8 protein-coding genes are annotated in these 12,080 nt (G+C 61.2%); 3 read left to right on the top strand and 5 right to left on the bottom strand.

Annotated features, from left to right (window positions below):
* From ACMFWR_RS05650 to ACMFWR_RS05660, 3 genes are all read right to left on the bottom strand, one after another.
* Complete coding sequence (locus tag ACMFWR_RS05650) at positions 1 to 2,322, bottom strand: polysaccharide biosynthesis tyrosine autokinase (protein WP_413194030.1); 2,322 nt, start codon at positions 2,320 to 2,322, stop codon at positions 1 to 3.
* Positions 2,323 to 2,437: 115 nt separating this feature from the next.
* Positions 2,438 to 3,622, bottom strand: coding sequence for a polysaccharide biosynthesis/export family protein (locus tag ACMFWR_RS05655; protein ID WP_413194031.1), 1,185 nt, complete (start codon positions 3,620 to 3,622; stop codon positions 2,438 to 2,440).
* Positions 3,623 to 3,736: 114 nt separating this feature from the next.
* A complete protein-coding gene (locus ACMFWR_RS05660) occupies positions 3,737 to 4,753 on the bottom strand; it encodes a helix-turn-helix domain-containing protein (protein ID WP_413194032.1) in 1,017 nt (338 codons plus the stop codon).
* Between the two features lie 773 nt (positions 4,754 to 5,526).
* Between ACMFWR_RS05660 and ACMFWR_RS05665 the strand changes: the two genes are divergently transcribed.
* Positions 5,527 to 6,924: an undecaprenyl-phosphate glucose phosphotransferase gene (locus tag ACMFWR_RS05665; RefSeq protein ID WP_413194033.1), complete on the top strand. Its 1,398-nt coding sequence runs from the start codon at positions 5,527 to 5,529 to the stop codon at positions 6,922 to 6,924.
* 11 nt (positions 6,925 to 6,935) lie between these two features.
* Complete coding sequence (locus ACMFWR_RS05670) at positions 6,936 to 8,093, top strand: acyltransferase family protein (RefSeq protein ID WP_413194034.1); 1,158 nt, start codon at positions 6,936 to 6,938, stop codon at positions 8,091 to 8,093.
* A 50-nt stretch (positions 8,094 to 8,143) separates the two neighbouring features.
* Here the strand turns inward: ACMFWR_RS05670 and ACMFWR_RS05675 are convergent, their stop codons facing one another.
* A complete protein-coding gene (locus ACMFWR_RS05675; RefSeq protein WP_413194035.1) occupies positions 8,144 to 9,694 on the bottom strand; it encodes a methyl-accepting chemotaxis protein in 1,551 nt (516 codons plus the stop codon).
* Positions 9,695 to 10,070: 376 nt separating this feature from the next.
* Entirely contained in the window at positions 10,071 to 10,997 is a 927-nt protein-coding gene (locus tag ACMFWR_RS05680) for a flagellar brake protein (protein ID WP_413194036.1), read from the bottom strand.
* A gap of 531 nt (positions 10,998 to 11,528) precedes the next feature.
* Here ACMFWR_RS05680 and ACMFWR_RS05685 point away from each other — a divergent pair.
* Complete coding sequence (locus ACMFWR_RS05685; RefSeq protein ID WP_413194037.1) at positions 11,529 to 11,852, top strand: hypothetical protein; 324 nt, start codon at positions 11,529 to 11,531, stop codon at positions 11,850 to 11,852.
* Positions 11,853 to 12,080 lie beyond the last annotated feature (228 nt).

Consider the following 12,080-nt stretch of genomic DNA (forward strand, 5'->3'; position numbering starts at 1 on the left):
TCAAGCCCTCGATGCGCGTGCCGGAACGGTCGGGTAGCTGTACTGACCGTAGCCATACTGCTTGTCGCCCGGACGCGCACGCACGCCGTTGAGCACCACGCCATTGAGCGGCACGCCCGCATGGCTGAGTCGCTTGATCGATTCCTTGATCTGGCCGAAGGTCGTCTCGCCCTGCTTGGTCACGAGGAACACCGAGCCGGCCTGATTGCCGACGATGCCGGCATCGGCCACCGCAAGTACCGGCGGGGTGTCGATGAGCACGACGTCGTAGTGCTCGCTCGCCCCTTCGAGGAAGCGCGTGAAGCGCGGGCTCGAGAGCAGTTCCGACGGGTGCGGCGGCACCTTGCCACAGGTGATCACGTCGAGGCGCGGCAGCACGTCGCGCTGCACGACTTCCTCGACCTGCATGTCGTTGCCGATCATCTCGGCGAGGCCCGGGCCCTGCGGCAGTCCGAAATGGCGACTGACGTCGCCCTTGCGCATGTCCGCGTCGACGAGCAGCACGGTCTTGTTCGACGCGGCAAGCACTGCCGCCATATTGGCGGTCGTGAACGTCTTGCCGACGCCCGGCGTTGCACCCGTCACGACGACGATATTGTTCGCCGAGTTGAGCATCACGAACTGCAGCGCGGTACGGAAATTACGCAGGCTCTCGATCGGAATGCTGTCGCTGTGCACGTGCGCGAGCACGCCCACCCGGCCCGCATGCTTGGGCGACCAGCGCCGGCCGTCGGTCAGACGCTGCTGCTTGCTGTGCGGCACGATCGCGTAGACCGGCAGGCCCGTCGTGGTTTCGATATCGCGTGCATGCACGATGCTCTTATGCATCTGCGAGCGGATCCAGGCGATCAGGCAACCGCCAAACACGCCGACAAGCGCTGAGAGCAACACCACGATCTTGCGATTCGGCTTGACCGGGAGTTCTGCGACCTGGGCCTTGTCGACGAGCCGTGCATTCCCCGCTTTACCGGCACTCGCGAGTCGCAACTGCTGTTCGCTGTTGAGCAGGTTCGTATAGAGATCACTGTTGACCTGCACGTCGCGTTGCAGGCGCAGCTCGTTCTGCTCGAGGTCGGGCAGCGAGCGCGTCTTCGAATCGATGGTGCCGAGGCGCTGCTTGAGGACGTCTTCCTGCTGCTGGATCGCGATCACCGCCGGGTGCTGCGCTGTGAAGCGGGCGCTCAGCTCCTGCTTTTGCTGTTCGAGATCGGCGAGCTTGTTCTGGGCGTCGACCGATTGCTGAAGCACGGCTGACCCTTCCGCTGTCAGGTCGAGCGACGCGTTTTTCGTGCGGAACGCGTTGTAGGCAGCTTCCGACGCTTCGAGCTTCTTCTTGACGGTCGGCAACTGCGCTTCGAGGAACGCGATCGACTTGTCGGCTTCGGCCGATTTCCGTGCGATGTTCTGGTGAATGTACTGCTCGCCGATGGCCGTCAGCACCGCGCTCGTGCGTGCGGGGTCATTGCCCTGCAGGCTCGCCTGGATGACGTCCGAGTCCTTGTTGGACTGCGTGATCTTGAGCGCCTTGGCGAGGGCATTGGTCGTCGCGATGACCGACTTGCGCTTGAGCGCGAACTGGCCACCCGCCGCGGACTGGATGTTGGACACATTGATCGTGAACGGCCCGACATCGCTTTGCGCCGTCAGCGGCTGGCCCGCCATGCCGGTCGCATGGATATGGAATTTCTGGCTGTCGATCGAGTATTTGCCGCCACCCAGCGCCGTGACGACCAGGGGCTTGTCGTATAGATCGGTTGGCGTATCGAACTGCGCGACGTCGATCTTTTCCGAACCCCATAGATACCCGCCGTGGCCGAAGAAGCCCGGCGTGTACATGCCGACATGCTTGCCTGCCCACCAGCGCCCGAAGATCGGGAAGCGCTTGGGTTCGGCAACGATATAGAGGTGCGACTGGTTGACCGCGGTCTCGAGCACGAGACGCGAATTCAGAATGTCGATTTCGTCGGATGCGGCCGTCTTGATGTCGAACATCTGCGAGATGCTCGTCATCAGATCGGTGGCCGAGTTCGAGTTGTCCTCGACCTGGATCAGGATGTTCGACTCGTAGACGGGCGGCGCGAAGATCGCGTAGCCGATCCCGCCGAGCACGGCGAGCACGGTGATGGTCGCGATCAGATAGCGGCCATCGTAGAGTGTGTCCACAAAGGCGCCGCCATCGATGTGGCCGCGTTCGGTCACATCGATCACTTGCCCCATCGGAATGGCGCCGGCGTTCGAAGCGGAAAGCGAAGAGGTAATGGGTCGGAGCGTGCGCCCCTGCGGGCCAGGATGCTTGGCGGGCGGGTTGTTCGGTCGATCCACGGTACGGCTCCTGCAACGGTAAGTGGCTAGGCCCGGCGGGCGCGCGCGGTATGCGCTCCCGCCGGGTTTCCGGGTATCAGACGCCGGTCTTCGGATTCCTATCCGAATTCAGGCATCAGTAAGTGGCCGCAGCCTTGCCGAAGTACGCGGCCTGCGCGCTCGGCACGATGTTGTTGACCACACGGCCCCAACGCACGACGGCGGCCGTATCGACAAACACGACGTCCTTTGCCTTGAGCTGGAAGTTCTCCGCCATCGCGTAGGACGCCGGATTCGATGCATCAAGGTGGAAAATCTCATGCTTGTCGCTTGCGATATTGCGCACGACATAGAGTTGCTTGCCGTCACCGGTGGACTGATTCACGCCACCTGCATCGCCCAACGCCTCGTTGAGCGTAAGTTCGCCGTTGCGGATAAACAGCGTCGTCGGACGCGTGACTTCGCCGAGCACGAAGACCTTGCTGTCTTCACGCGCCATCACGCGGACCATGTCGCCGTTCTGGAGCATCACGCGGTTCGGGTTGATGCCTTTGGCGACGAGATCCTGGATATTGACCATGATCGACTTGCCGCCGCGCACGACTGCGATCGAGGCGCGGTCACCCACGGGTGTGTAGCCGCCTGCCCGATTGATCGCTTCGGGCAATGTCATCGGCACGTCGTTGAAGATCTGCACGCCCGGCGTGCGGACTTCGCCATCCATATAGACACGACGGCTGCGATACGACTGCACGCGCAAGGTGATCTGCGGGCTCTTCACAAAGGCGCCGAGTCGTGCCGTCAGCACGTCGCGCGCCTGCATTTCCGTGAGGCCGCCCACATGCACGGCGCCCGCATACGCGAACTGGACCATGCCGCTCGAATCGACGGTATAGCCCGACGAGACCGAAGCGGAACCCGTGTAGTCGATCCCGACGGTCTGCACGGAGTTGGTCGGCAGATTCAGTTCGGGGTGATCCCAGACATTGATCGAGAGCACGTCGCCCGGCCCGATCTGATAGGGCGCGGGGTCGGCGAACAAGCTCTGTACGTCGTGCGAGATATTGGTGGGCTCGGCGCGGCGTTCGGCCTGGATCAGCTCAGGCGTGATTTCGGTCAGCGCTCCGGGGGGAGGCTGATCTCCAGGGGCGACGGTCTTGTCGCCGGTCGTCCGGTCGGCACCCGGCATGCCCGATACGGTCTGGCCGTACTTGTCGATGTCCGAGCTGCTGTAATGCTGGCCCGGATCAAGACCGCAGCCGGCGAGGGTCAGTGCCATCGCAATCGACGACGATGATGCAAGCGTTTTTAAAATGTTCATCTTTCTGGCAGCCAAACGACATGACGCCGGTGGACATAGGCCACCGGAGGATCAACCCGGGAGAGATGGGCGACCGCTCAGTGCGCAGCCGGCGTACGGGATAGAGCGCTTAACTCAGTACGCGGCTTGCGCCTGGCGGTTCTGTACGCGGTACTCGGTCGGCGACACGAGCATCCGCTTGCGGAAAATCTTGGCGAGACGGTCGCCATTGGCCATGCCGTTGCGTCGAGCGATTTTGTCGACGGGCAGATCGGTTTCAATCAACAGACGGCAGACAGTGTCAAGACGTGCGCGCAACAAATACTCCGATGGCGTGACGCCAATTTCATCCTTGAAACGTCGCAGGTAGTTGCGCTCGCTCATTGCAGCGACCTGGGCGGCATCCGCCACCGAGATCGGACGCTCACAGTTTTCCTTCAACCAGCGTGCCGAAGTACGGACCTTGTCACGCACGCTCGTCGTGCCGGCATCCGCAAGCAGCGGCGCAAGACGCGGTGTCGCGCCCGGCATCATCTGCTCGCCGATCTCGCGTGCGATATCGATGCCGAGATCGCATTTGACGAGCATCAGCGCACTGGCCATTGACGCAAACCAGTCTTCTTCCGAGCCCGGCGTATGACCGCTCATGCCCATCCCGTCGATACCGGTCGTCAAACCCGTGCTAAGCAGCGCGAGTCGGGTGACCGGTGTGTTACGGAACGACGCATCGTTGTAACCGAAGCGCATACGGCCAAGCAGCCGGTCGTCGAGCGCGGCGTGTTGAGCGCCTTTGCCGCCGCCGATAAACAGCGCGTCGAAGTTCTGATACTGGCTGGCGTCGAAACGCTCGGTCCAGATATGAACGGCCGACGAGCATGGCACGCTACCGCCCGAAAACGACAGCATGCGAATGGTGTAGACGGAGTTTCCTGCTGGCCGACGCATGGCAAGTAGATTCGCCCGATTGAAGACCTCGGCGATCACTCCCGCGCGCAGCAGCGAGAAACCTTCAAATAGCACGATCCCGATCTTGCGGGCCGGTGTGGCGGCCAGCGTCGAGGACTCGATGCCATGGCCAGACAGCGTTTCCACCTCTCTGCAGAGGCGGTGAACGAAGCTGCCCGACTGTTCTAGGTGTGCAACAAACGGCATGTCGTTTCCTCAGAAACGTTTCCCCGGAATGTTGTTGAGTTTCTTGTTGTAGGTTGCACTGCATCATACTCAGCCGCCTCGCCTTCGCTCGCCAACTGACCGATTAGAACGGCATGTTGGCGGATTGTGAGGGGGTGAGGGTTTCTGGATATCACATCAAAAAGTCGCTCAGGTGGCAGAGCTAAGAAATTACCAAATTTAGTGCTGGGAGGGAAAGGAGTCTCTATCGGACTGCCAAATAGCAGATTCTTCCTGCTCCTAAGTTCATGGGGTGGAAAACGCGCAAAAAATACCTGAGCGCTGTCTCGCATTTGTCTATCGATATAACTAATCGGCAGTTAAAGCGCATGTTTGAAGTGTCGGAGGGGGCCGCCGGGCAAGGCACACACATCTCGTAACGCTTCCGTGTCCGTCTGAAAAAGATATGTCCAAACGTAATAGCCGCAACATCGTCGTAATACGCCAACACGCTTGTTTAAGTTGCACGTTTGATAAGCGGTAAATTTGCCGAGCTGGCGGAAAAATGATGCGGTGCGGGAGTAAATTGAATTGGGTGCGCTGCGCATTCCGCCAACATCTCTGCTTATTCAGTCACGGCAAATTTGCCCGCATTCCGCGTCGTTATGATTCAACGCATAAGACAGTAAATGCGTTTGGTACGGCCGTCGGGGTTCGTTGGAGGTCGATCAAACCAGGTCTCGTTCGCCGAGCGCTGTCATTCGCCTGCCCGATGGGGCGCCGGTCCACCGGACCGGCCTTCTGGAGAATGAGTCATGTTCGACGCCGTCCGCCAGTTGCTAGATCTGGTAATCGTCGTGCTGGGTGCGTTGATCGCCTACACGCTCGTCCCTGATATCGATCCGCGCCTGATCGATGCCCGCGGCATGATGATCGCGCTCGATGCTGCGCTCGTTACGCTGATCTTCCCGATGTTCAACGCGTACCAGTCGTGGCGCGGCAAGACTGCGTTGCAGTTGAGCGTGCCTGCGCTGGCCGGATGGTTCGTTGCCCAAATCATCGGCGTCGCGGCCTACGCGATGCTTCATCGCGTCTCCCATGTGCCGCATGCGTGGCTCGTCTGGTGGACGGTGTTCACGGGCGTGCTGCTGATCGTGTCGCGTCAGATCATCGCGACCGCACTGGGACGTCTGCGCAGCGCAGGCTACAACCAGAAGCGCGTGGCGATCGTCGGCTCGACGCCGGATGCCTACCGTCTCGTTCAGCGGATGGCCGGCGCACCGCATGCCGGCTACCTGCCGGTGGCGATCTACGACGAAACCGCGAGTGTAGCGGCCATCGACACACATGGCGCGATTGCCGAAGCGGCGGGTGTGCCGGTGTTGAACGGCTGGGAGGCGCTGACGCGCCTGATCCGCGAATCGGGGATTACGGAACTCTGGCTCACGGGGCGTCCGTCGGAACCGCACCCCTGCGATCGCTATATCGGCGAGTTCAAGCACGACTTCGTCAATATCCGCCTGCTGCCCGACCTCGATCACCTCGCACTCGCAAATCTCGGCACCGTCGACGTGCTGGGTCTGCCGTCGATCAATCTGGTCGCCGCGCCGCGTTCGGGCATGAGCCTGATCCAGAAAGACATGTTCGACCGTGCGTTCGCCGCGTGCGTGCTGCTGATGCTGGCGCCGGTGTTCCTGGTGGTGGCCATCGCGGTCAAGCTGTCGTCAGAAGGCCCGGTGCTGTTCAAGCAGAAGCGCAAGGGCGTCGACGGCAATGAATTCTGGATCTACAAATTCCGTTCGATGCGCATGCACAAGCCCGAAGTCGGCAAGATCAAGCAGGCGACCAAGGGCGATCCGCGGATTACGCGCGTGGGGGCGATCCTGCGCAAGTCGAGCATCGACGAGCTGCCGCAATTCATCAACGTGCTCAAGGGCGACATGTCGGTGGTCGGGCCGCGTCCGCATGCCGTCGAGCACGACGAACAATATAAAGACCTCGTGCAGAACTATATGTACCGGTACCGGATCAAGCCGGGCATCACGGGCTGGGCACAGGTCAACGGCTTTCGCGGGGAGACCGACCGCGTCGAAAAGATGGCGGGCCGCGTCGCTTGCGATCTCTATTACATGGTCAACTGGACGTTCTGGTTCGACGTCAAGATTGTGTTCATGACGCTCGCTCGCGGGTTTATCGGCGCCAATGCGTATTGAGCCGGGTGCCCATGAGTATTGAAGCCGACGCGGCGCGTCTGACGCGCCCCAATATGCAGGGCCGGCGGGTCGAGCTGGATTTCGTGCGGGGTCTCGCGATCCTCGCGGTGATGCTCGATCACTTCGTCAGCGTGTCGACGGGCGTGCCCGTGTTCGATGCGTTCGACGTGGCGTTCCGGGAGTTCGGGCTCGAAGGCGTCAATCTGTTCTTTACGCTCAGTGGCTTTCTGGTCGGCGGTCTGTTGCTCAAGCAACTGGCCGAGAAGGGCACGATCGACGCCTGGCGCTTTATCGTGCGGCGGATCTTCAAGATCTGGCCCGCGTACTACGTGCTGCTCATATTCCACGTGATCGCCGGACGGCATCCGATCGACTCGTTCCTGTGGCAGAACGCGTTTCACGTGCAGAACTTCTTTGGTTCTTCGATCACGCAGACGTGGAGTCTTGCGATCGAGGAGCATTTCTATCTGATCCTGCCGCCTGTGTTGCTGCTCGCAGCGAAGTGGCGGGTCGGGTCATCTGCGTTGATCAAGGCATTGCTCGGCGTCTGCGCGGTTGTGCTCGCCGCGCGCTGTGTGGTCGTCTATGAAGGCGAGTTGCATGCGGCGGCAATGTTTACGCAGTACCGGATCGACAGCCTGCTTGCGGGTGTGATCCTCGCGGCATTGTATTGGCTCAAGCCGCGCACCTATGCGGCGTTCGCGAACCGGCGCGTGGTGTTGTGCGTGCTGGTCGCGCTGACGGTCGCGTGGATCGCGTTCGCGCATCGCCGGCCCGACTGGAACGAGACCATCGGCTACACGATTCAGGCCGTCGGTTATAGCGCGTTGATTGTGCTGGTCAGCGAGCATAGCGGCGCGCTGGCGCGTGCGCGCCTGTATCGCGGCATCGCATGGCTCGGTGTGTATTCGTATGGCATCTATCTGTGGCATTCGCTGGCGCTTGCGCCAGGGCAGGCCCTGATCACGCACATGACGCAAGCCGGCCTTTCGCCGGTGCCGATCTGGATCGCCGCACTGGTGGCGCAGATGGTGATTGGCGTGACGATCGGCTACGTGACCACGCGTGCGATCGAGTTCCCGTTCCTGCGGCTGCGCGATGCGCTGTTTCCGGCGTCCTCGCGTGGACAGAACCCTGCGGTCGTCGCGGCGGAACGTACCGGCGTGTAACGATTTCGAGGCGATGTCCGGCGGTCGCCGGACATCGGGGCAATGCCTTATCAGGCTGCCTTCATGCGGAACACGCTGACCGTGTCGGTCATGCGCGTCGCTTGTTCCTCGAGTGAAACTGCTGCGGCAGCCGCCTCTTCGACGAGCGCTGCGTTCTGCTGAGTCACTTCGTCCATCTGCGTCACGGCCTTGTTGACTTGCTCGATGCCGTCGCTCTGTTCTTCTGATGCAGCGGCGATCTCGGCCATGATGTCCGTCACGCGACGCACCGCATCGTTGATCTCGCTCATCGTGCGGCCTGCGCGGCCGACGAGTTCGGTGCCGTTGCCCACGCGCTCGACCGACTCGTGAATCAGCGCCTTGATTTCCTTGGCAGCCGTTGCGCTACGCTGAGCAAGCGTACGCACTTCACCGGCTACCACTGCAAAGCCGCGTCCCTGTTCCCCCGCACGCGCCGCTTCAACGGCGGCGTTGAGCGCCAGGATGTTCGTCTGGAACGCGATGCCTTCGATCACACCGATGATGTCGGCGATCTGCCGCGAGCTGCCGTTGATGCCGTCCATCGTGTCGACGACCTGCGAAACCACGGTGCTGCCCTGATTCGCGACATTCGATGCGGAGCGCGCGAGTTCGGTCGCCTGGCGCGCGTTGTCGGCGTTCTGACGCACGGTGGACGTCAGCTGTTCCATGCTGGATGCCGTTTCTTCAAGCGATGCCGCCTGTTCTTCCGTGCGTTGCGACAGATCGGTGTTGCCCGCGGAAATCTGCGCGGTCGCCGTGGCGATCGATTGCGCGCCGTCGCGCACGGCGACCAGCGTCGACGTCAGCTTCTGCTGCATGCCCTTGATGCCGTCGAGCAATTGACCCATTTCATCGTGCGAACGCACGTCGACTTGCTGCGTGAGGTCGCCTGCGGAAATCGCACGGAAATGGCCCAGCGCGGCGTCGAGCGGTTGGGCGATCGCCTTGCGCAGGGTGCTCCAGGCGAAGAAGGCCAGTGCAAGGCCCACCAGCAAGCCGACGCCCGTGATCGTCATGATCATATGGAAGCGGTCCTGCGCGCCTTGATAGAGCGCTTTCGCTTGCCGTTCTTGCATGGATTGCAGCTTGGCGATGCCATCGGCTACGTCGTTGTAGGGACCTGTCAGCTGACGAGCGATCAGCTCGTTGACTGCGGCGGTGTCTTTTGCCTCGAGTGCGGCGAACGTTTTGGCGAGTACGCCTGCCTCAAAGGCCTTGCGTTTGGTGTCGACCTGAGCCGTCAGGTCGGCTTCATCCGGCGACGACGGCAGGGCGCGATAGGCGTCCCAGGTGGCGTCCGCCGAACTGAACATCTCGTGGGCGCGCTTGAGCAGGTCAGCGGCATCGCTGCGGTTCGGATCGATCGCGATACGGTCGAGCACAAGGCGGCCACGTGCATAGAACACGCTCGAGCGGCCCAGTGCGACGGCCGATGTCAGTTGATTCGTGTACAGCTCCTTCTGATCCGCATTGCTCATCGAGATACCGACTGCGCCGAGCGCAGCGCCGATGATCAGCAAAAGGCCCAGAAACCCCATGGCCAGCGCGAGCCGGGTGCGAATCGTGATGTTCTTCAGCATGGCAATTGATTGGTATTGCGAAACGAGGACGAAATGCCGGTTTGTTTAGCGCGGCGCTCATCGGTGTTTACGACAAGATAAAGAACATCTTAACGATCGATGTCGAAGTTTTTACCTATCGCTTTGAGTGATAGGTAGGCAAGGGTTGCTGGATCGGCGCGCGATGTGAGACTGACATTTCGTCGCCGAAGCGCGTGCGCTTAGCGAACGGTGCGGAGAGCGCAGAGGGGAAACGTAGGAGAGCAGAGCATTGGGCGCGGTTGCATCGCTGAACCTGCGAGCCCGCTAGTGATATGACGCTCGCGTGACACGCCTTGCATCAGACATCCGACGGATGCCTGAAGGACGTGTCACGGGGTTTGAAGCAGAGGAGTGTTTAGTTCGTCGTGCTGCCGGCCGAGTGTTCGTTGACGAAACACTGGAGCGCGAGGTGCTCGACCGGCGCGAGCGCTTCGAATTCGAGGCCGTAGACAAACAAGGTCGGATCGTCAGCCGACGCATTGATGCTGCGAATGATGGCGGGCGTGCGGATCTCGATGTCGTAGTCCTGCGTACGCACCGAGAAACGCAAATGGAGCCGTCCACCGGCCTCTGCAATGCGGCCGCGAGCGTTCAGCGACGCGCCCATCACACTGATGTCGCGCACGACGCCGAGCATGTCGTACGTGCCTTGGAAACGTTCCCCCGACGAGAGCCAGCATGCGATGCGCGCCGACACGCGAACCGAGCGGCGCAGCTTGACGCGGCGCACGTCGAACGGCTTCGACAGGATCAGGTACTCGAACGGCGTCATGCAGACGGTTTCGACCGAGCAGCGAAACTCGAAAATATGCTTGCCCGAGAACGCCATGATCTGGATCTCTTCGCCCGGCAGCAGTCGCAGTGGCTTTCCGTCGACCAGCGGCGGCGAGATAAACGTCTTCTGGTTCAGCGTCTGGCCGATCACGCGGCTCAGGGCATGCGATTGCTTGATGCCCTTGGGCGTCTTGATCCGCAGCACGTGGCCTGTTTGCAGCGAGAAATCCGACGGCGTGCCGTTCGCTGTTTCAGGCGACATGGCGGCCGTCGTGCCGGCCGGTCCGTCGATCGCAATCGTCTGATCGCCGTCGATCTTCGTGCGATGCGGCTCGAAATGAATGAACAGGAAGTCCCGGTCCTCGCGGCTCGGCAGCATCTGGCCGCGCTCGGCGATCAGCGTGCCGTCCGAATCGAAAATCGGCCAGTCGAGTTTGGTCTGCGGGAGCACTTCGCTGGGCAACAGCGGCTGAAGTGCGCTTCCTCGGTCGAGTCGTTTGAATTCCATGTTGTTCTTCTACTCCCCTGTGCTGGTCCATAGCGGCATGGCCGGCCGCTCCCTGCATGTCCGTCGCGTGTGCTCGCGCGCGTATTCGCGTTCGTGCTTTCCGCGCCTCATCTCTTGTTCGCTACCCCGGTCGACGCCGCCTCGACGCTGCGGGGTGCCGGAACGTATGCGATACGTGCTCGTGAAGTCGCGTGCTGCATTCGTCGCGCTCTGATAAGCCCGAGCGCTTTGTAAATAAAAATTACCGCAAAAAAATGATCCTTCCGTCTGTCCTGCAAATTTTGCCACGTTCCGTGCGGGCATGGGCGCGCTGTCTATTGATTTTGATAGAAACACCACGATCTGAATTGGGCACACACAGTGCGTCCCATCGTGTGCGCAAGGCGATTACAGAAACGTGAATTGCAATTTGGTACAAATGGCTTCTGCAGCCGGGCTCTGTTTTCGCTAAATTGAAGTCATCGCAAAGGTCCATTTGGACGTTATCGCCTCAGTAGGCCCATTTGGACGCAGAGTCACCAGGAGAGCGCTGTGAAAAAGATCGTTCCATTGATTGCCGTTGCCGGTATTGCATTGGGTGCCGCGAGCGCCGCGCAGGCACACGTGTCGGTCGGGATCGGTATCGGGGTGCCGTTTGTCGCGCCAGCCCCTGTATACGTGGCACCGGCTCCGGTGTACGCGGCGCCCCCGCCGGTCGTCTACGCGCCGCCGCCGGTTGTGTATGCTCCGGCCCCGGTTGTCTACGGCGGAGGCGTGTACTACGGTCCGCGTTACTACGGCCGCGGTTATTACGGTCGTGGTTACTACGGCCATGGTGGGTATTACGGGCACCCGCACTACTACCACCGGTATTGATCGTTTTGCTGCCGGTACGGATCGTCGCGATCGTTGCTTCAACGAGGCGGTGTCAGACACCGATTCCCTCGGCAGTATAAGAAGCAGAACGAACCGGTTTTGACCGGGAGTCTCAGTTTCGGATCGGCCGCTTAAAGCGGCGTTCCGAATGAATGAAAATGAAACGCCGTCGTAGCGTTGAATCTCCCCGCGGAATGTCGTCCGGTCGGGAAGAAACAGTGCCAGCGA

The sequence above is a fragment of the Pararobbsia alpina genome, from assembly GCF_965118125.1.
GTDB classification, from domain to species: Bacteria; Pseudomonadota; Gammaproteobacteria; order Burkholderiales; family Burkholderiaceae; genus Pararobbsia; species Pararobbsia alpina_A.

Bases quoted from the DNA above. Each gene is read 5' to 3' on its own strand.
- ACMFWR_RS05655 (WP_413194031.1), bottom strand. From the start codon at position 3,622: ATGAACATTTTAAAAACGCTTGCATCATCGTCGTCGATTGCGATGGCA.
- ACMFWR_RS05660 (WP_413194032.1), bottom strand. From the start codon at position 4,753: ATGCCGTTTGTTGCACACCTAGAACAGTCGGGCAGCTTCGTTCACCGC.
- ACMFWR_RS05665 (WP_413194033.1), top strand. From the start codon at position 5,527: ATGTTCGACGCCGTCCGCCAGTTGCTAGATCTGGTAATCGTCGTGCTG.
- ACMFWR_RS05670 (WP_413194034.1), top strand. From the start codon at position 6,936: ATGAGTATTGAAGCCGACGCGGCGCGTCTGACGCGCCCCAATATGCAG.
- ACMFWR_RS05675 (WP_413194035.1), bottom strand. From the start codon at position 9,694: ATGCTGAAGAACATCACGATTCGCACCCGGCTCGCGCTGGCCATGGGG.
- ACMFWR_RS05680 (WP_413194036.1), bottom strand. From the start codon at position 10,997: ATGGAATTCAAACGACTCGACCGAGGAAGCGCACTTCAGCCGCTGTTG.